General features: G+C 69.0%; 13 protein-coding genes. 4 read left to right on the plus strand and 9 right to left on the minus strand.

Translation table 11 applies throughout. The features are described 5' to 3' along the window. Window positions 1–13: 13 nt before the first annotated feature. A complete protein-coding gene (locus OG194_RS05375; RefSeq protein WP_327399682.1) occupies window positions 14–799 on the plus strand; it encodes a GntR family transcriptional regulator in 786 nt (261 codons plus the stop codon). Window position 800: 1 nt separating this feature from the next. On the opposite strand, the gene OG194_RS05380 is transcribed toward OG194_RS05375, so the two are convergent. Both OG194_RS05380 and OG194_RS05385 read right to left on the minus strand, forming a co-directional pair. Next, window positions 801–1,787, minus strand: a complete 987-nt coding sequence (locus tag OG194_RS05380; protein ID WP_327399683.1) for an aldo/keto reductase — start codon at window positions 1,785–1,787, stop codon at window positions 801–803. Between the two features lie 87 nt (window positions 1,788–1,874). Next, on the minus strand, window positions 1,875–2,537 hold the full coding sequence (locus tag OG194_RS05385) for an NUDIX domain-containing protein (RefSeq protein ID WP_327399684.1): 663 nt from the start codon (window positions 2,535–2,537) through the stop codon (window positions 1,875–1,877). Window positions 2,538–2,702: 165 nt separating this feature from the next. Between OG194_RS05385 and OG194_RS05390 the strand changes: the two genes are divergently transcribed. Beyond that, window positions 2,703–3,830: a DUF5954 family protein gene (locus tag OG194_RS05390; RefSeq protein ID WP_327399685.1), complete on the plus strand. Its 1,128-nt coding sequence runs from the start codon at window positions 2,703–2,705 to the stop codon at window positions 3,828–3,830. 53 nt (window positions 3,831–3,883) lie between these two features. On the opposite strand, the gene OG194_RS05395 is transcribed toward OG194_RS05390, so the two are convergent. From OG194_RS05395 to OG194_RS05425, 7 genes are all read right to left on the minus strand, one after another. Next, window positions 3,884–4,507: a DUF305 domain-containing protein gene (locus OG194_RS05395; RefSeq protein WP_327399686.1), complete on the minus strand. Its 624-nt coding sequence runs from the start codon at window positions 4,505–4,507 to the stop codon at window positions 3,884–3,886. Window positions 4,508–4,580: 73 nt separating this feature from the next. Further along, window positions 4,581–4,997 carry a DUF6153 family protein gene (locus OG194_RS05400; protein ID WP_327399687.1) on the minus strand — a complete coding sequence of 139 codons (417 nt, stop codon included), beginning with the start codon at window positions 4,995–4,997 and terminating at the stop codon, window positions 4,581–4,583. Between the two features lie 44 nt (window positions 4,998–5,041). After that, the gene (locus OG194_RS05405; RefSeq protein ID WP_327399688.1) at window positions 5,042–5,695 is read right to left on the minus strand and encodes a hypothetical protein; all 654 of its coding nucleotides are present in this window, start codon (window positions 5,693–5,695) and stop codon (window positions 5,042–5,044) included. Window positions 5,696–5,828: 133 nt separating this feature from the next. Then, window positions 5,829–7,802 (minus strand): galactose-binding domain-containing protein, encoded by a 1,974-nt coding sequence (locus OG194_RS05410; protein WP_327399689.1) that lies wholly within the window; start codon window positions 7,800–7,802, stop codon window positions 5,829–5,831. 92 nt (window positions 7,803–7,894) lie between these two features. After that, window positions 7,895–11,455: a choice-of-anchor D domain-containing protein gene (locus OG194_RS05415; RefSeq protein WP_327399690.1), complete on the minus strand. Its 3,561-nt coding sequence runs from the start codon at window positions 11,453–11,455 to the stop codon at window positions 7,895–7,897. A gap of 253 nt (window positions 11,456–11,708) precedes the next feature. After that, window positions 11,709–14,810, minus strand: coding sequence for a carbohydrate-binding protein (locus OG194_RS05420; RefSeq protein ID WP_327399691.1), 3,102 nt, complete (start codon window positions 14,808–14,810; stop codon window positions 11,709–11,711). Window positions 14,811–14,952: 142 nt separating this feature from the next. Further along, on the minus strand, window positions 14,953–15,939 hold the full coding sequence (locus OG194_RS05425; RefSeq protein ID WP_327399692.1) for an aldo/keto reductase: 987 nt from the start codon (window positions 15,937–15,939) through the stop codon (window positions 14,953–14,955). A gap of 247 nt (window positions 15,940–16,186) precedes the next feature. On the opposite strand from OG194_RS05425, the gene OG194_RS05430 reads away from it, so the two are divergent. After that, a complete protein-coding gene (locus OG194_RS05430; protein WP_327399693.1) occupies window positions 16,187–16,954 on the plus strand; it encodes a FadR/GntR family transcriptional regulator in 768 nt (255 codons plus the stop codon). A 204-nt stretch (window positions 16,955–17,158) separates the two neighbouring features. Beyond that, complete coding sequence (locus OG194_RS05435; protein WP_442811783.1) at window positions 17,159–20,404, plus strand: discoidin domain-containing protein; 3,246 nt, start codon at window positions 17,159–17,161, stop codon at window positions 20,402–20,404. Window positions 20,405–20,469 lie beyond the last annotated feature (65 nt).

A 20,469-nucleotide genomic window follows, 5' to 3' on the forward strand; every position in this document is an offset into this window, starting at 1 on the left:
AGGAGGTGCCCCTGTGGCGAAGACCGGTGACTTCGCGCGTGCCGCGAACGGGTCCCCGCTCGATGCCCTGCATTTCGCCCTGGACCGCAACAGTCCGGTGCCGCTGTACTACCAGCTCGCACAGCAGCTGGAGGCGGCGATCGAGCACGGGACGCTGGCGCCGGGCAACCTCCTGGGCAACGAGATAGACCTGTCCGTACGCCTCGGCCTGTCCCGCCCCACCGTCCGCCAGGCCATCCAATCCCTGGTGGACAAGGGGCTGTTGGTGCGGCGGCGCGGGGTCGGCACGCAGGTGGTGCACAGCCAGGTCAAGAGACCGCTGGAACTCAGCAGCCTCTACGACGACCTGGAGTCGGCCGGACAGGGCCCGACCACGGAGGTGCTGCGCAACGAGGGCGTGCCCGCGACCGCGGATGTCGCGGCCGCCCTCGGTGTCCCGGAGGGCAGCGAGGTCACCCTGCTGGAACGGCTGCGCTCCACGCACGGCCAGCCGGTGGCGTTCCTCTGCAACTACCTCCCGGCGAACCTGCTCCAACTCGACACCGCCCGGCTGGAGTCGACGGGCCTGTACCGGATGCTGCGCACCGCCGGCATCACCCTGCACAGCGCCCGCCAGACGATAGGCGCCCGCTCGGCCACCCCCGCGGAGGCCACCCGCCTCGACGAGAAGGAGGGCGCGGCACTGCTCACCATGCAGCGCACGGCGTACGACGACACGGGGCGGGCGGTCGAGTACGGGACGCACATCTACCGGGCGTCGCGGTACGCGTTCGACTTCCAGCTGCTGGTCAGGCCCTGAACTACACGGCGGAGTCGAGGAGTTGCCGCTGCTCCGCCGTCAACTCCAGGTCCACGGCGGCGAGGTTCTCCTCCAACTGGGCCACCGACGACGCCCCCGCGAGCGGGACGATCGGCAGCGTCCCGCCCAACTGCCACGCCAGTACGACCTGGTTGACGCTCGCCCCAGTCTCCTTCGCCACCTCCCGCAGCGCGGCGAGGCGGGCCGGGGTGCCCGGGTGGTCGTAGTCGGCGGGCAGCGGTTTGTCCTCGCGGGTGTAGGCGCCGGCCAGCAGCGGTGAGTAGGCGACCAGGGTGAGGGCGGGCTCGGCGCGCAGGTAGCCGAGCAGGTCCGGGCCGGCGCTGCCGAGGCTGCCGTCGGGGAAGAGGTCGGACGGTACGTCGGTCCGGGGGCGCAGATAGCTGTGCTGGTACTGGAGGACCTCGTAGCCGGGCAGTCCGGCCGCGGCGGCGAGCGCGCGGGACCGTTCCACCCGCCAGGCGGAGTGGTTACTGACGCCCAGGAGACCGACGGTGCCCTCGGCCACCAACTCGGCGAATCCTTCGACGGTTTCCTGTAGTGGAACGCTCTGGTCCTCGATGTGCGCGTACAGCAGATCGAGCTTGTCCACGCCGAGGCGTTCGCGGCTGCGCTCGGCCGATTCGCGGATGACCTTCGCCGACAGGCCTTCCGGGTTGTCGACGAACCCCGTGCCGGGTGCCAGCGGGCGGGCGCCGAGCTTGGTGGCGATCACGATCTCGTCGCCGATGCCGCGGCTGCGCCGCCACCGGCCGAGCAGCTTCTCGCTCTGGCCGCCCTGGCTGCCGTCGGTCCAGAAGGCGTAGTTGTCGGACGTGTCGATGAAGTTCCCGCCGGCCTCGACATAGCGGTCGAGCACGGCGAAGGAGGTCTTCTCGTCGGTGCGGGAGCCGAACAGCATCGCGCCGAGCGCGAGCACGCTCACCTCACGGCGATGCGCCGGATCTGCGCCTATCGTGCGGTACTTCATGGTGGTCCCTCCCGTTCGCACCCGGTCCTCCGGGCACGAACGGGAGTCTTCCTCTTGAAGCGCACTTCAAGTCAAGGCCCCGCGCGGCTACTTGGCGAACGGCCCGTCCAGCGCGGCCCATTGGAGCAGCATGATGGTCTTGGCGTCGGCGATCTCGCCGCTGCGGATCATCTCCAGGGCTCTGCGGAAGGGCAGTTCGAGGATCTCGATGTCCTCGCCCTCCTCCTGGAGGCCGCCGCCCTCGTGGGTGCGGGTCGAGGGGCCGTAGGACGCGGCGTAGAAACCGATGCGTTCGGTGACCGAGCCGGGGCTCATGTAGACGTCGAAGACGTGCTCGACCTCGCCGACGGTGTGGCCGGTCTCCTCCACCACCTCGCGCCGTACGGCCTCCTCCGGGTGCTCGTCCTCGTCGTCGAGGAGGCCGCCCGGGGTCTCGACGAGCATGCCGTCGGGGTGGCCGTTGACGTACACGGGGAAGCGGAACTGGCGGGTGAGCAGGACCGTTTCGCGCTCGGCGTCGTAGAGGAGCAGGGTCGCGCCGTTGCCGCGGTCGTGGGTCTCGCGTTCCTGGGTGGTCCAGGTGCCGTCGCCGTGCCGGAAGTCGAAGGTCGTGGTCCGCTCGACGTACCAGTGGCTGGACAGCAGGGTCACGTCGCGGACCTTGACGCCCGGGTTTCCGGTCAGGTCGAGGCCGGTGCGGTGCAGGCCGGTGCGACCCCGGCGGTCGGGGGTGTCGGCGCCCGCGGTCATCGGACACCGGCCGGACGGGAGGAAACGATCGAGTTGTTCATGAACGACGTCTATCACCCCGGGGGGCGGAACACCTGGCCGGAACCCGTGCCCCGCGAGTTCAACTGGTGTGCCGGTTGCGTTGATTCGTCGCGTACCGTCCCTCGCTCCGGGCATGCTGGATGCATGTCTGAGCACGGTGATCAGGTACCCGGATACCGGATGATCAGGATGGAAGCCCAGCCGGACGCCCCGGCGGCTGCCCTCGCGGACGTGGAGGCGTGGCAGGCCCGCAAGGCCTATCCGGACGTCCTCGGTGGTGGTGGCGCGATATTCGGTGTGGCCGAGGAGATCGAGACCGGCGGCTGGAAGATCGTCTCCCTCTTCTCCACCCCCTACCCGCAGGGCGCCCGCGACACCATGGCCATGACCTTCCGCGAACAGGCGCGGGCCGCCGAGGACGCGGGCGACACGGAGACGCAGCGGGAATGGCTGCGGAACGCGGAGCGGCTGGACTGGGAGGCGCTGGACGAACTCACGGTGCTGGGGCGCCGGTTCAGGATCGTGCGGTCCGACCAGTTCATCCGGATGGGACCGACGGGACCGGAGCCGCCCCGGCCGTCCGACCCCGACCCGGCGAAGGTCGGACAGGGCCACGAATACCGCGGCCGTACCAAGGGATTCGTGATCGACCCCTTCACCCCGACGGGAATGTCCGAGGGCATCCTGCGCATGGAACTCCTCTCCCTGGTCCACGCCAAGGGCACCGCTCCCTCCGCCGTACGCAAGGACTCGTTGCGCGCCCTGGAGACGCATCCCGGGGGTGTACTGCTGCCCGCCGAGTTCACCGCGGCCGAGTTCTCGGACGGCCACTGGGCGCCGACGCAGATGACGAACGCGAGCCCACAGGGGTCGCGGGACACGCTCACCACCTATCTGCGGGTGATGGCGCCGGTCATGGAGCAGCTCGACGAGGAGACCAAGGCGGAGTACGGGCGGCTGGCCGACCGGATCGACGCCGAGCGCTGCGACGAGATCGTGATCGACGGCTGCCGGACGCGGATCGTGCGCGTGGAACGCCTCGTGCGCGTCGGCCCCGACGGTCCCGAGGGCCCGCGCCCCTCCGACCCCGACCCCGAACTCCCCACCGCCGTCCAGGAGAAACAGCTCCGCGAGGAGGGCGTCTTCGACGAGTACCGGGTCCTGAACGAGGAGGAGACCGAGCAGCGCCGCGTGGCGGAGGAGCAGGCGAAGGAGTTCCTGCGGCTGTTCGAGGAGCAGAAGCGACGGCGAGAAGCCGCCGACGAGGCCTGAGTCGACGATGAGGGCGGGGCCGACCGGTCCCGCCCTCATCGTCGGTGGTGGTGTCAGCTCTTGCCGAGCATCTTGTCCATCTGCTTGATCTCGGCGCTCTGAGCCGTGATCACGCCGGCCGCCAGCTCGGTGGCCGGGGCGTAACTCCCGTCCGCCTTCTCGGTCTTGGCCATGTCGACGGCACCCTCGTGGTGCTCGACCATCATGGTGAGGAACATGGTGTCGAAGTCGGCGCCGGATGCCTTCTCCAGCTTGCCCATGTCGGCGTCGCTCATCATCCCGGGCGTGGCGGACGACGACATGTCGTGGTTCATGCCGGAGTCCATACCGGACATGTCCTTCGGGACCTGCTCGCCCCACGAGGTGAGCCAGCCGGACATGGTCCTGATCTCCGGCGCCTGGGCGCCCTCGATCTTCGTGGCGAGGCTCTTGACCTGCGCGGAGGAGGCGTGGCCTGCGGCCAGTCCGGCCATCTCCACGGCCTGGCGGTGGTGCTGGATCATCTCCTTGGAGAAGGAGACGTCCGCGGCGTTGTGGCCACCGGTCGCGGTGGCGGACGCGGTCCCGCCGCTCGCCTTGCCGTCGCCGTCGCTGCCGCACGCGGCGAGCGTGAGGGCGGCCACCGAGGCGGTGACGGCGAGAACGGTACGACGGACGAACCTGCGCTGTGCGGTCATGGTGGAACTCCTGGTGTGTGGATCCGTTCAGGGCATGCCGGTGCGCGCACGGTGACGTGTCGCGCGGGCCGCTCTAGATCCGCAGGAGTTGGAGTTCGGAGAGGGAGGGCGGGGCCCGGCCCCCGTCGGGACCGCTGCCCGTCCCGGACGTACGACCGTCCGGCGCCTCGGCGCAGGCCGCCACATCGGGTTGCAGCACCGGAACCACGGCCGGGGCCCCGGCGACGGACGCGGAGGCGCAGGTCGCGTCGGCGTGTGCCATGTGGCTTCCGCCGCAGTCGCCCGCGTCGTGATCACAGGGGTCCGGCGTCGACGCCTTCTCGCCCGTCGCTACGGTCGTCACCGTCATGGTGTGCCCCTGAGCGGGCTCGGCCATGGGAACGGGCCCGAGCCCGTGCATCCCGAGCAGGCCGAACAGCAGGGCGGCGACGAGCAGCCCGGTGGACCGCACGCGAGAGTGCGGTCCACCGGGCTGCTCGGGACGGGCCATGGAGCCACCATACCCACCCTGGGTATTCGGCCCGCACCGGACACCTAGGTGAGTGCGCCCGCCGCGGGTGCCTTCGCGCTGCGGTAGGTGGAGATGCCCAGGGCCAGCAGCCAGTAGCTGAGGATCGCGCCCATCAGGGCGGTGGTGCCCCAGCCGTTCGCCGCGTAGAAGTGCGCGGGCGTGTTCCCGAAGAACAGGGAGGGTACGAACGCGAGGTTGATCCCGGCCAGGACGTAGGCCGACCTGCTGGTCCAGCGCGGCAGCAGTTCCGTGCGGGAGACGGCGAAGCCCAGCGCGGTCAGGAAGAACGCCAGCATCAGCCGGGAGATCGACCCGTAGAGGATGTAAGTGCCGCTGACGTCGATCGTCGGGTCGATCGGGTGGTCGGCGGCGATGACCGCGCCGGCCTCCAGTCCGCTGGAGACCAGCGTGATCGTCGTGTAGACCAGCCCCGCCGTGAACGCCATCGAACCGGCCCACTCGTACTCGGGATTCACGCGCTTCACCAGCTCGCGGAACGCGGTCACGAACACGAGCAGGAACGCCAGCGCGACGATCCCGATCAGCAGCCGGGCCAGCACGTTGGCGTCCGGCGGCGGGCCCGAGTAGACGAAGTACAGGGGCACTTCGACGATGAGAGCGACGGCGGCGGCGATGCCGGCACCGCCTGCCAGACGCCTGGCCGACATTTCGTTCATGGGGTCCCCCGGAGGTTCCGTGTGGTGGATTCGGTACGCCTTGAATCCTGCCGTCGGAGACACTCCCGGTCCCTGGGCCTGAGGACCGGATCGGGGGTGGTCCTGGCAACACCCTCCGTCGGACGTGAGGGAGTCAGGTGCCGAAGACCTGGAACTCCGAGACCTGCCCGGCCGGCCAGCCGTTGTTCGCGGTGATGTTGAGCCGTACGTAGCGGGTGGTGACGGTGGAGGGGAGCGTGAGGGTCGCGGTGTTACCGGTCGCCGGGTCGAAGGTGTAGCCCGCCGAGGCGAGCAGCTGGGTGGCGGTACCGGCGTCCGTGCCGCCCTGGACGGAGATCGTCTGGGTGCGGGTGGCCCAGGCGGTGGCCGGGGGAAGTTTCAGGACGATCCGCTTGACGGCGGTAGCGGCGCCCAGATCGACCTGGATCCACTGCGGGAAGGCGTTGTTGGCGGACTCCCAGTAGGTGTTGGTGTCGCCGTCGGTCGCGTTGCCCGAGCCGTACGTCTGGGTGTGGCTGCTCTCCGAAGTCGGTTGGTGGAGCGCCAGGTTGGTGGTGCTGGACGGCGCGTCGGTGGTGACGGTGACCTGGCCGGAGGGCTGGGACACGTTGCCCGCCGCGTCGTAGGCGACGACGTCGAAGGTGTAGGCGGTGGACGCGCCAAGTCCGGTGACGGTGAAGGCAGTTGAGCCGGTCGTACCCACCTGGGTGCTGGTCGAGCCGGAGACCCGCAGGACGCGGTAGCCGCTCACGCCGACGTTGTCGGTCGCCGTGTTCCAGCTCAGCGAGACGGAGTCGCTGGTGTGCCCGGTGACGGTCAGGCCGCCCGGCGCGGCGGGCGGTGTGGTGTCGCCTCCGTTCGGAACGACCGGCTGGGTGGGGCGAGTTGGGGTCAGCGCGAGCTGCCCCTTGAGCATGCGGCCGCCGTCGCCGGTCAGGCGCAGGTAGTAGTCGGAGGAGCAGGCGGTGCCGTCCTCGTCGAGGGCGAGGAACCCGGAGTTGGTGGGCACCCAGGCCTGGGTCTCGGCGGTCTTGGCGATCTGGTTGCCCTCGTTGAACTCGTCGAACATGGAGATGTAGATGCCCTGCACCCCGGCCCGCACCATGTTGTAGAACTGCCGCCACATGAAGTCGCCGTGCGCGCGCTGCCGGCCGGAGACGTCGCCGGGCAGGACGCAGGGCTGGAAGTCGATGCCGTTGGCGTTGCAGTCGGCCTGGTCGGGGACGGTGTACGTGGTGTAGGCGTTGTCGGCCTCGCCCACAGTGCCGATGGCGCCGACCATCCACGGCGAGATCATGTTGAAGGCGTGGTAGACGCCCGAGAAGCCGGGCTGCGAGCCCCCGGTGCCCGTCCGCCATTCACGCGGGACGCCGCCGATGACGTAACAGCCCTGATTCTTGAACCAGTTGACGACGTCGAGACAGGCGTCCGGGGTGAAGGGGTGGTTGGGGTCGTTGAAGCCGAAGCCCCAGACGCAGACTACCGGCTTGCCGTTCTGCTTCGCGTAGGCCGAACTCGCCGTGTGCGCGGACATCTTGTTCGTCCAGTCCGTCTTGATCTCGGACTGCATGTTCGTCCAGTTGGAGACGTCGTACATGATGTAGAACTTCCGCGCGTACGACTCGGCCGCGCTGCGCACCTTGGTCGCCATGGCGTCGCGGGTGGGGCCCTCGCCGCCGGTGGGGTTGAAGCGCTGGAGCGCGGCGGTGTCGATGTTGTTCTGCTGCATCCACAGGAAGTGGGTGTTGACCGTCTGCTGGTCGTAGGACGAGAACAGCTTGGCGGGCTGGCCGTTGCCGAGGGCGGCGTACGACGTCTGGTACGTGTTGGTGTACTCCCGCACATCGGGCCAGCAGCTGATGCCGGTGTTGGTCGGGGACGGCGACTGGCTCCAGTTCTGGGTCCAGTGCCACCAGCCGTTGATGGGCGCACCGTCACCGATGCAGGCGAACCAGCCCTGGTAGCCGACGGTGATCTTGCCGACGACATCGCCCGGCGCGCTGGCCGCCGACGCGGCTGGGGCGAGTACAGTCTCGGCCGCTCCTACCGTTCCTACGGCCGTGGTCGCGATCGCGGCTCTCAAGAAGACTCTGCGTGTGACACCCATCGGGACTCCTCCGGACTCCTCTTCGGTTTTCCTCGGTGGTCGGTGCCGCCGGGCGCGCTCGTACCTGCGCCCGGCGGCACCCTCAGGTCGGATCAGCTGTTCCAGACCTGGAACTCGGAGATCTGGCCGGCCGGCCAGCCGTTGTTCGCCGTGATGTTCACCCGGAGGTACCGCTGGGTGGTAGCGCTGAACGTGAGAGTGACCGTGTTGTTGGTGGTGGGATCAAAGGTGTACGTCGCCGACGACTTGACGGTGCTGAAGGAGGAGCCGTCGGTGCTGCCCGACAGGGACAGCGTCTGGTTGCGGGCGCCCCAGGTCGCGGGGAGCTGGAGGACGACCCGGCTCGCGCTCTGTGCCGAACCGAGGTCAACCTGGACCCACTGCGGGAAGGCGTTGTTGGCGCTCTCCCAGTAGGTGCCCTGGTTGCCGTCCGTCACGTTCGAGGACGCGTACACGTCGGTGTGGCTGGACTCGGTGGTGGCCGCGCCGGCCGCCAGGTTCCTGCTCACCGTGCCGGCGCCGACGCCCGTCAGCGCGACGGTGGTCGTGCCGTTCGACGCGTTGCTGGCGATGCTGAGATCACCGGCGCGGGTGCCGGACGCGGTGGGCGTGAACGTGACGCTCACCGTGCAGGAGGCGCCCGCCGCGATCGACGAACCGCAGGTGTTGGTCTGCGCGAAGTCGCCCGTGACGGTGACGCCGGAGACGGTCGCCGCCGCCGTACCGGAGTTGGTCACCGTGACCGTCTTCGCGCTACTGGCGGTGTTGAGCGCCTGAGTGGCGTACGACAACGACGTCGGGTCCGCCGACAGGGTCGCCGGCGAGGAGCCGCCCCCGCTCGGGAACACCTCGAAGTCCGACAACTGGGCAGCGTCCCAGCCCGTGTTGGCGGTGATGTTGACCCGCACGTATCTCGCGGTGGCCGAACTGAACGTGATGGTCGCCGTGTTGCCGTTGGCGCTCGGGTCGAAGGTGTAGCCGGCCGAGGCCTTGAGCGTGGAGAAGCTGGAGCCGTCCGTCGATCCCTGCACCGACAGGGTCTGCGTACGGGCCGACCACGCGGTCGCCGGCGGGAGCTTGAGCACGACCTTGCCGACGCCGTAGTTCTGGCCGAGGTCGACCTGGGCCCACTGCGGGAACGAACCGTCCGTGCCCTCCCAGTACGTCGACGCGTCCGTGTCGGTGAGGTTCGAGGCGACGTAGGGACTCGTGCTCGAACTCGCCGATGCCGGTCGCCCGGCGGCGATGTTGGTGGTGCTGTCGATGCCACTGCCGGTCAGGGACACGGCAGTTGGGCTGTTGTTGGCGTTGCTGGTGACGGTCAGGGTGCCCGCGCGTGCTCCGCCCGTGGTGGGCTTGAAGCCGACGGTGACCGTGCAGGAGGCACCGACCGCGAGGGTCGAGCAGTTGTTGGTCTGGCTGAAGTCACCGGTCGCCGCGACGGCCGAGACGGTCGCCGACGCGGTGCCCGAGTTGGTCACCGTCACGGTCTGCGCGGTGGCCGACGAGCCGACCACCGTGGCGGGGAAGGACAGGCTCGCCGGATCGGTGTTCAGCACCGGGCCCGGCGCGGTGCCGGTACCGGAGAGGCTGACCGTGCTGGTGGTGCCGCCCGCGTTGACGGTCAGCGCGCCATTGCGGCTGCCGGTCGCCGTCGGCGCGAACTTCACGCTGACGGTGCACGAGCCGTTCGCCGCGATCGACGAGCCGCAGGTGTTGGTCTGGGCGTAGTCGCCGCTGGTCGAGATCGACGAGACGGACGCGGCGGTGTTGGTCGGGTTGGAGACCGTCACGGTCTGCGCGGCACTCGTCGAACCGGTCGCCACCGAACCGAAGTTGAGCGCGCCCGGGGTGGCCGTCACGCCCTCCGACGGATAGGGCGGGAAGACCGGAGCGGGCCAGCCGCCGCAGTACGGCGTGCCGCTGATGCCGGAGTTGCCGCCGCCGTCGGTGATGACGAAGTTGCCGCCCGAGCAGTTGTACACCGGGTTCGAGTAACCGACGCCGGTCGCCGTGACGTTGGTGAACTTGGCGGCGCCGCCGGTCTGTTCCTGGAGGGCGAAGGTTCCGGTGCCGGCGATGGTCACGTTGTTGAGGTTGACCCCGCTGATGGTGCCCTCGACCCACTGGACCGCTTCGTAAGGGCTCTGCTGGATCAGCGCGTTGGTCACGTTGATCGGGCCGGTGATCGCGCCCTGACTGCCGTCGAACCACAACGCCCCTACGCCGAACTGCCAGTTCGGGTCGAGGCTGCCGGCCCGGACCATGGTGTTGTCGGAGATGGTGGTGGTGCCGACCGGCGTCGACGTGAAGCGCTGCCCCACGTGGATGCCGCCGCCCTGGGCGATGCCGGTGTCCACGACCCGGTTGCCGCTGACGGTGTTGTCGTGGCCGCCGTAGATCGCGATGGCGTTGGCGAGGATCTGAAGCGACACGGTGTTGTTGGAGATCGTGTCGTTGGCGTCGGCGCCGAGGGCGGAGTCCGCCCAGGTGGCGATGCCGTCGTCGCCGGTGTTGCGGATCTCGCTGTTGGTCACCTTCGAGTTGGTGACGCCGCCGTGGAAGTTGATGCCGTCGGCGGTGGTGTCACGGATGCGCATGCCGGTGAACGTCAGGCCGTCCATCGGTCCGTCCATCCAGGCGCCGACCTTCATGTGGTCGATCCACAGGTTGGAGACGGTCGAGTCGCTCAGCGCGCCGCCGATGCCGTTGACCTGGGCGCTGTCGTCGCGTTCCTGGACATTGCCGAAGATGGCGAAGTTCTGGAGGCGTACGTCGGTGCTCGCGTTGGGCGCGGAGTTGCCGTAGAAGCCGGGGGCCGTGCCGGTGACGGTCGAGTACCACATGCCGGCGCCGGCGATCGTGACGTTGTTGACGCTGATGTGGCCGGGGATGTTGAAGGTGCCCGGCGGGATCCACACGGTGCCGCCGGGGCCCGCCGAGCTGATCGCGGCGTTGAACGCGCTGGTCGCGTCGGCCACGCCGGTCGCGTCGGCGCCCTTGCTGGTCACCGACACCGCACCAGAGGGTGCGGTCAGGGCGGCGCCGACCTGCTCGAAGTCGGCGAAGTCGATCGTGTACGAGGAGGCGGTGTCCCCCGCGTCGACCTGGAGCTTGAAGGTCGTGCCCGCCGGATAGGTGGTGGTGAACAGGCGGTGGGCCTCGTCGAAGAAGTGGTGCGGGTTGCTGCCCGGGGTGTTGGTGAAGGGGTAGCTGCCGTAGTACCAGCTGTAGGCGTTGGTCAGGGTGAAGTCGGGCTGCTTGACGCCGTTGACGTACAGCGACAGCGCGGCGGTGTAGACCGAGCCGCCCGAGGTGTCGGGGATGCTGTAGCGGAAGTTGATCGAGTTGGTCGCCACCGGCGTGGTGAACGTGACGTACTGGCCGGTGCCCTGGAGGGTCGTCGCCTTGCGGTACGACGCCTCGTCGGCCAGCTGGCCCGCGGTGTAACTCGGGCCGATGGCCGAGCCGTTGGTGGCGGAGTTCTCCGCCTGCACCTCGACGTAGGGCAGGCTCGCGCCGCTGCCGCCGGTGGCGGTGGACGCCGCCGCGGCGGGTGGGACAGCGAGAGCGAACACGCCCACGGCGGCCAGCATCACGGTGCTGACCACCCAGACGAGGGCTCGTCTCAGGTCTCGGATGGAATGGAACACGTGCCACTCCTTACGTAATGAAATGCCGGAACTGTCGCGCTGGTGCCGCCAGAGAGGGAGGGGAGATGGGGGGTCGGTGACGATGCATGGGGGACCGTAATATCGTTGACATGATCACGCAATATCTCGACAGGACTTTGCAACAAACAAATTTGGATCCCGCAAGATCTCAGGTGTCCGCACACGCGAAGGTGCCGCCGGACGGATCGTCCGGCGGCACCTTGGGGAGAGTGAAGTCAGGAAGCGGGCAGGATCAGGCGTTCCAGACCTGGAACTCGGACAACTGGCCCGCGGGCCAGCCGGTGTTGGCGGTGACGGTGACGCGGAAGTAGCGCTCGGTGGTGGCGGGGAAGGTGAGCGTCACGGTGTTCTTGGTGACCGGGTCGAAGGTGTGGGTGGCCGAGGACTTCAGGGTGACGAAGGTCGTGCCGTCGGTGCTGCCGCCCAGGGCCAGGGTCTGGGTGCGTGCACCCCAGGAGGCGGGCAGTTGCAGGACCACGCGGGAGGCGCTCCGGGCCGAGTCGAGATCCACCTGGACCCACTGCGGGAACGTGTTGTCGGCGCTCTCCCAGTAGGAGTTCTGGTTGCCGTCCGTCACGTTCGACGACGGGTACACGTCGGTGTGGCTGGACTCCCTGGTGGGCCTGCCGGCGGCGAGATTCGTTCCGGCGGTGTCGGTACCGGTGCCCGAAAGGCCCACTGTGGTGGGGCTGTTGGACTGGTTGCCGGTCAGGGTGAGGGTGCCGGTGCGGGTGCCGGAGGCGGTGGGTGTGAAGGTGACGGACACCGTGCAATTCGCCCCGACTGCAAGGGAGTCGCCGCAGGTGTCGGTCTGGGCGAAGTCATCACCGGCCGTGATCCCGGCCAACGAGGCGGCGGCGGTACCGGAGTTGGTGACGGTGACGGTCTGCGCGGCGCTGGTCGTGTTCACCGCCTGGGCGGCGAAGGTGAGCGTTCCCGGAGATGCGGTGAGCGTGGCCGACGGTGAGCTACTCCCCGTAGCGAAGGCGAAGTTGTTGATGTTCCAGCCGCCGCTGTCCTGATTGAGCGTCAGAATCTGCCGACCGGCGGGCAGGGTCACCTGCGTGGTCGCGGTGCCCCAGGTCTGCCAGTCGCCGGTGGCGGGCAGGTCGACGGCGCCGGTGAGGTTCGTGCCGGAGGCGTCCGACAGGTGCAGCGCGCCGGGCACCGCGGACGGGGCCGCGACGCGCAGGTCGAGGGTGTAGGTGCCGGCCGTGGCGACGTCCACGGTGTAGCGGAACCACTGTCCCGCGTCGGTCCAGCCGAGGTTGTAACCGCCGCCGGTGTCCGAGGTGTTGTCCAGGTCGACGCCGTCGGCGCGGTAGGAGTTGGCGCTGCCGTTGACGGAGTTGACGTTGTACGCGATCCCCTGGCCGCCGGTGTCGTAGTCCTCCGCCTGGACCGTGCCGGGCACGGCGGCCGGGGTGCCGCCGTAGGGGCCCTCGGGAGCGGTCGGCGGCCAGTGGTTGTCGCTCAACGTGGCGACGAATCCGGTGGAGTTGTTGACGAAGGCCGAGGTGCCGGCGGCAAGTCCCGTGACGGTGTTGCCGGTTATCGTCGCGGAGCCGGTGGGCGCGGGGTAGAACGGCGGCGAGATCGCGATGCCGTTGCGGCCCGGGGCGTTGACTGTGTTGTCCTGGAGCAGGGTGTTGGTCGAGGTGGAGAAGGCGATGCCGTCGTAGAGGGAGTCGGTGACCGTGTTGCCGGTCACCGTGACCTTGTCGACGGTCCCGGTGTTCTGTCCGTCGCCGCCGTTGCCGACGTGCAAAGCGGGTTGGCCCTGGCTGTAGGCGTTGCCGCCGGAGCGGACCACGGTGTTGCCGGTCACGGTCGCGGAGAGCAGGTCGCTGCCGTTGACACCGAAGCGGCCGGCGCCCAGGCCGATGTAACGGGCCGTGTCGCTGATGTAGTTGTCCTTGACCTGGTGGCCGCTGCCGCCGTAGATCCCGATGCCCTTGCCGCCCCAGGGCGCGATCGAGGTGTTGCCGCTGACGGTGACATCGGTCATCGGGTTGTAGTGGGTCTGCGAACCGTCGCTGTTGGTGTTGTAGGCGACCGAGTTGATGGCGATCGCGTCGTCCCCGGTGCCGCGCACGAAGTTGTTCGTGACCGTCAGGTCGTTCCCGGTGTCCGCGCCCAGCGACACGTTGTTGACGTTGATCCCGTCGGCCCAGATCGACGTCAGCCTGCTGTTCTTCACCGTCCCGCCGGTGCCGGAGGCCCAGAAGCCGGACATGGTGTGCTGGGTCCAGATGCCGTCGGCCACCCAGTCGGTGCCGGTGGTGTCCATCGCGCCGCCGTCCCCGCCGATGGTGCTCCGGCTGACGGCGTTGGCGTCGATGTGGAAGTCGCGCACCGTGCAGGAGGTCAGGTCGAACAGGGCTGCCAGCGGAGTGGAGTTGGGGACGGGTACGTCACGGTAGACCGTGCTGTACCAGAGGCCCGCGCCCGCGATGGTGATCCCTTGTGCGTCCAGTCCCGCGGTGCCCTTCACGTAGAAGGTGCCCTGCGGGATCCAGAGGATCTTTCCCTGTTGCTCGGCCTGGTCGACGCAGTTCTGGATGGCGGCCCGGCTGTCCACGGCCTGGCTGTCGGCCGCGCCGTTGGTCGGGTTGTTGTCCGCCACCGCGCCACAGCTCGTGATCGAGATCGAGTTCGCGGGCTGCGTCTGCGGCGCCGGCGGGTTCTCCACGTCGACGGAGTCCACGTCGTAGAAGGACGCGCTGTTGTCGGAGTCCTTCCGCAGCGAGAACGTGGCGCCCGCCGGGATCGGGGCCCCGGTGACGAAGGTGTGCGACTCGTCCCAGAAGACCCTCGGGTCGCCGTCGGCCGGGTTCTGGTCGTCGCTCGTGTTGTAGTTGCCGTTGCCCTCGTACACCCAGGTCTGCCGGGAGTTGAGGTTCAGCGCCTGCCGGAACACGCCGTTGACGTACAGGTTCAGCGTGCCGGTGAGACCACCGCCGGAGGCCGAATCCGGGATGCTGGCACGGACGTTGAGGAAGGAGATGGGCTGCCCGGTGGTGTTCGTCCACTGCACCGACTGACCCGTGTCGCCCAGGTGCACATAGGAATGGCCGGACGCCTCCAGGACGGCGCTGGAGTACTGCGTGGTCGGCGCCGAGGCCAGCGACCGAACTGCCGCGCCGCCGCCGGGAGTTCCCCCCTCGGCCTCATAGACCGAGAACGGCGTCGTCGCACCCACCGCCGCGCTCGCGACGGCCTTGCTCGGCGGCGCCTGCTGTGTGGCGGCGGCCGGTAAGACGGACACGCACAGCGCACCGACCGCGGCGACGACGGCCACCGCCAGTTGCCGGGGTCTGAGGATCGTCAGCATGGGAGGCTCCTTCACGGAGTGGGGGGAGACCGGCGCCCCGACCGTACAGAGACCCCATCGACCCCGCTAGATTCCGACGAAGTAAAGAATGCAATTCGCAAGCCACTGCAAGTTTCTTGCAGATATGCGCAACTCGCTGACGTTATGAGGGCGGAACTTCCGCCGCCCGCGCGGCTGCCGTGTCGAGGTCCAGCCATGCTTCCTCGGTCAGTTCGGTGGCCACCCAGCGGGCGGCGGACACGACCTCCTCCGGGGTGCGGAAACCCGCGACCACGCAGGCCACGCCGGGGTCGCGCAGCGGAAAACGCAGGGCGGCGTGCGGGAGTGCGGTGCCGTGCCGACCGGACGCCTCGGCGAGAAGCCGAGCCCGACGCAGTACCGATTCCGAGGCGGGCCCGTAGTCGAAGGTGGCGTCACTCGGAGGGTAAGGACGGCTGAGCAGACCGGAGTTGAACGGGGCGGCGGCCACCACCGCGACCCCACGCCCGGCGCACGCGTCCAGCAAGGGACGCGCGGTACGGTCGAGAAGAGTCCACCGCCCGGCCACCATCACGGCGTCGACCTCCGCCTCCGCGACGACACGCAGCAGCGGGGCGACCGTGTTCGCGCCGACACCGACGGCGCCGATGACACCTTGGTCGCGCAGCGCGGTCAACGCCGGCAGCGCATGGGCGAGGGCAGCGTCCAGGTGATCGTCGGGATCATGGACGTAGGCGATGTCCACATGGTCCAACCGCAGGCGTTTCAGGCTGCCTTCGAGGCTTCGCAGCACGCCGTCCCGTGAGTAGTCGGGGCGGCGGACCAGCGTGTCGGGTACGGCGAAGCCGCCTGCCGTCAGGTCGGATCCGGTGGGTGCCGGGTTGGGTTCCAGCAGCCGGCCGACCTTGGTGGAGACGGTGAACTCCGCCCGTGGGCGGTGCGCGAGGGCGTCGCCGAGCCGCCGTTCGGACAGTCCGAGGCCGTAGTGCGGGGCGGTGTCGTAGTAGCGCACCCCCGCGGCCCAGGCGGCATCGAGGGTGGCCCGCGCCTGCGAGTCGCCGATCGGGCTGTGGAGATTGCCGATGGGGGCGGCACCGAATCCCAGCGTGCCGACCTGGACGCTCGTACGGCCGAGTGGGCGTGCCCTCACGGGATTCCCGCTTCCACGGCCCTCGCCGCATAGAGAAGGATCTGCTTCATCTGGCAGGCAGGACCTTAAGGATGGGATCCATTTCACGCAACACCTCGGTAGACATGCGCAGTTCATTAGCTTTTAGCGGCATCTACGCAGGGCCGCATACCGAGATCCGTCCGATCTCTTCCCAACTCGCAACCGCAGTGCCATATTGGCCCCGGAAAATGAACCTGATTCATTCGTGACGCAAGAGGGGTTCGCCTTGGGTGACTCAACACCGGCCTACCGTCCGGGGTACGAACTGGTCGCGGAACAACTGCTGGAGTACATCGCCCAGCAGAACCTGCGACCCGGTGACCGTCTCCCCACGGAGCAGGGCCTGGCCCAGATCCTGGGAGCGTCCCGCAATGTCACCCGCGAGGCCGTGAAGGTGCTGGCCGCCATCGGCCGGCTCACGGTGCGGCGGGGCGCCGGCATCTTCGTCGCCGCCTCGGTCGGCGGACTGCTGGACGACGAACTCTCGCACTTCCGGCCGACCGGCATGGAAGACGTCCGCATGCTCCTGGACTACCGCAAGGTGATCGAGTCGGAGACAGCACGCCGTGCCGCCTCCCACGCCACACCGATCGAGGTCCGGGCCATCCGGGAGAGCGCGGAGAGTTCCCTGACGGCGGCCACGATGAACGACGTGGACACCTTCGCCAAGGCGGACGCGGCCTTCCACGACTCGGTGGGCGCCGCCTCGCACAACGTGTTCCTGCGGGCGAGCGTCGCCGGCGTGCGCCGCCTGGCGGCCCAGTCCGACGTGCTGCTCTTCCACGGTGACGTGCCCGGATCGCTGGAGGTCGCCGCACATCAGCATGTGGCCATAGCGGAGGCGGTCGCCGCGGGGGCGGCCGATCTCGCCGAGCGGCTGATGGTGGAACACATCGGCACCACGCAGAGCCAGTTCGAGAACAAGATTCGCGGCCGGCTGTTCAGTACCGACGCTCACCCGGCCCCCGAGGGACCTCCGGGGCGCTCTCAATAGGTGGCAGCACCCGGGCTCCACCGCCGTACGCCGAGGCGGCAGCCCGTAGATCCGGCCGACCCCGCATGTGCCGCGGCACGGCGATCGGGCCGCCCGACGCCCTGCAAGTCCCGGTGGACGACCGGGACTTGCAGGTATCAACCTCCCTCAGGCGATTGGATAGGTGTGTCTCATCCGTCTGCGCGCAGGGGCGCCTTCGTGCCGCTGCGAAGAAGTTTCACGGCCGTCTGCTCGGCAGCCGTCGTGGCAGCCCTGCTGAACGCCGTGCCGGCCCACGCGGCTCCCAGGTCGCCGGACCTCGATGTCTATGTCTCCCCGACCGGCCGGGACGTTGGCTCCGGTACCGCCACCCACCCCTTCAAGACCCTCGACCACGCGCGGGACTACGTACGCGACGTCAAGCAGAAGGCCAAGGGCGACATCCATGTCCGGCTCCTGTCCGGCACCTACCGGCTCAGCCGCACCTTCGCCCTGACCGCCCGGGACTCCGGCCGCGACGGACACCGGATCTTCTACGAGGCCGCGCCCGGCGCGCACCCGGTGATCAGCGGGGGAAAGCAGGTCACCGGCTGGACCCCGGCCGACTCGGCAGGGAAGGTCTACAAGGCCAAGGTGGGTGCCATCGACACCCGACAGCTGTACGTGGACGGCGAGTTGGAGACCCGGGCGCGCAGCGGCAAGAACCCCGCCGGGTTCAGCCAGACGTCCACCGGCTACGCCTTCACGGACTCCGGTCTCAACGCGTACAAGCGTCCCTCGGACCTGGAGGTCGTCAGCTCCTGGGGCTGGAAGCTGATGCGCTGCCCCGTGCAGTCGATCGCCGACAACAAGATGACGATGCAGCAGCCCTGTTGGCACAACGCGCATCTTCAGCAGGGTCAGGAGATCCAGAATCCGACCTGGCTGGAGAACGCCCGCGAGCTGCTGGACACCCCCGGTGAGTGGTACCTGGACAAGGGCGCGGGCGAGATCTACTACATGCCCAAGTCCGGCCAGAACCTGTCCACTTCGACAGTCACCGTGCCGCTCGTGCAGGACCTGGTGGACCTCGACGGCACCAGGACCGCCCCGGTGAGCGACGTGTCGTTCCAGGGCATCACCTTCTCCGACTCCACCTGGCTCGCGCCCAGTTCCTCCGAAGGCCTTATCGAGGGCCAGGCCGGTTTCCGGATGGTCGGCAACGACCCGACCTTCGACGCGACCCGCCTGAAGTGGCAGAAGACACCGGGTGCCGTCAATGTCAGCCACGGCCACGGCATCGGCTTCGAGGGCAACACCTTCACCCATCTCGGCGCGGTGGGGCTGAACTTGAACACCGGTACCCAGGGCACCGACATCACGGGCAACGTCTTCCGCCAGATCGCCGCCACCGGCATCCAGATCGGCGGGGTCGAGGTGATCGACGCCCACCCCGACGACCCCCGCGACATCACCAAGGACACCAGGGTCGCCGACAACGTGGTCACCAAGGTCGCCGACCAGTACAACGGCTCCATCGGCATCCTGGCCGGCTACACCGACCACACCACCATCACCCACAACAAGGTCTACGACCTGCCGTACACCGGCATATCCGTCGGCTGGGGCTGGGGCCTCACCGACCAGGGCGGCGACACCAACTACCCCGGGAATCTGGGCGTTCCGATCTGGGACACCCCCACGACCAGCCGCGACACCGAGGTCACCGACAACGAGATCTACGACATCATGAAGTCGCAGGCCGACGGCGGTGCCATCTACACGCTGAGCTCCAACCCCGGCGGTGTGGTGTCCGGCAACTACATCCACGGCACACCGCCGCCCGCCTACGGCGCGATCTACCACGACGAGGGCAGCCGGTACTGGACGAACACCGGCAACGCCCTGTGCGACGTCGCCTACCAGTGGCTGTTCCTCAACCACGGCATGGACATCGACGCCACCGGCAACTTCACCACCCAGCCCGCCTACTCCACCCAGGCCAACAGCACGGGCAGCACCATCACCGGCAACACCACGGTGGATTCCTGCGCCCAGCTGCCGGCTTCCATCGTCAACAACGCGGGCCTGCAAGCGAGTTACCGCCACCTCGACCCGGACCCCGCCGTCCCCGACCACCAGGCGCCCAGCAGGCCCGGCACGCCGAGCGCGGTCACCGCCTTCCCGACGATCGCGGATCTCACCTGGCCCGCGTCCACCGACGACACCGCGGTCACGGGCTACTCCGTCTACCGCGACGGCAAGCTGGTCAGCGCCACCGGCAAGACCTCGGTGCGCCTCCCGGGCCTGACCGCCGGGAAGACGTACTCCTTCAAGGTCACCGCCCGTGACGCCGCCGGCAACGAGTCCCAGCCCAGCCAGACGGTCACGGTCACCATGCCGTCCGGCTCCGACCTCGCCCTCAAGAAGCCCATCACCGCCTCGTCGTACTCGGAGGCCAACATCCCGGAGAAGGCGGTCGACGGAGACCTCTCCACCCGCTGGGCCCAGGGCCTGGGCCTGCCCGACCCCTCCTGGATCCAGGTCGACCTCGGAGCGTCGTACGACGTGAACGGCGCGATCACGACCTTCGAGAAGGCCAGCGGCTACAAGTACCGCATCGAGGTCTCCCCCGACGAGGTCCACTGGAAGACCCTCGCGGACCGCACCGCCGCGAACACCACGGCGGCGACCGACTACGCCCACACGGACACCCCGGTCGCGGGCCGCTTCGTACGACTGACCGTCACCGGCTCCAACTGGAACGGCGGCAGCATCTACGACTTCCAGGTCTACGGCACTCCCAGGACCGTCACGGACCACACCGCCCCGACCGCCCCCGGACAGCCCACGGTCAAGCCGCTGCTGCCCGGCCTGGTCGATGTCAGCTGGCCCGCGGCCACCGACGACACCGGCGTGACCAGCTACGTCGTCTACCAGGACGGCAAGCGGATCGCTGTCACCGACGCCACGACCCTGCGGGTCTCCGGCCTGACCGCCGCCACGTCGTACTCCTTCACCGTCGTGGCACGCGACGAGGCGCTGAACGCCTCCGCCCCCAGCAAGGCAGCGGTCGTCACCACCCCGGCCGACGACGACCTGGCCCTGAACAGGACGGCGACCGCGTCCTCCCAGTCGGAGGGCTACGCCCCGGCGAAGGCGGTCGACGGCGACCTCTCCACCCGCTGGGCGCAGGGCCTGGGACTGCCCGACCCGTCCTGGCTCCAGGTCGACCTCGGCAAGGACACCGCCGTCTCCACCGTGGTCACCACCTTCGAGTTGCCCAGCGGCTACAAGTACCGCCTGGAGTACTCCACCGACGGCCAGAACTGGTCGACGTTCGAGGACCACACAGCCGAGAGCACCACCGCGCGGACCGACTACGCCTTCGCCGACACCCCCGTCACCGCACGCTTCCTGCGCTTGACCGTCACCGGTTCCAGCGGCAACGGCGGCAGCGTCTACGCGCTCCAGGCGTACGGCGGCTTCTGAGCACTCCGATGCGGAGTACTCCGCTTCCGGGTGCTCCGCGTCCGAGTACTCCGCCTCCGAGCCGA

The organism is Streptomyces sp. NBC_01288, assembly GCF_035982055.1.
In the GTDB taxonomy this organism is placed as follows: Bacteria; Actinomycetota; Actinomycetes; order Streptomycetales; family Streptomycetaceae; genus Streptomyces.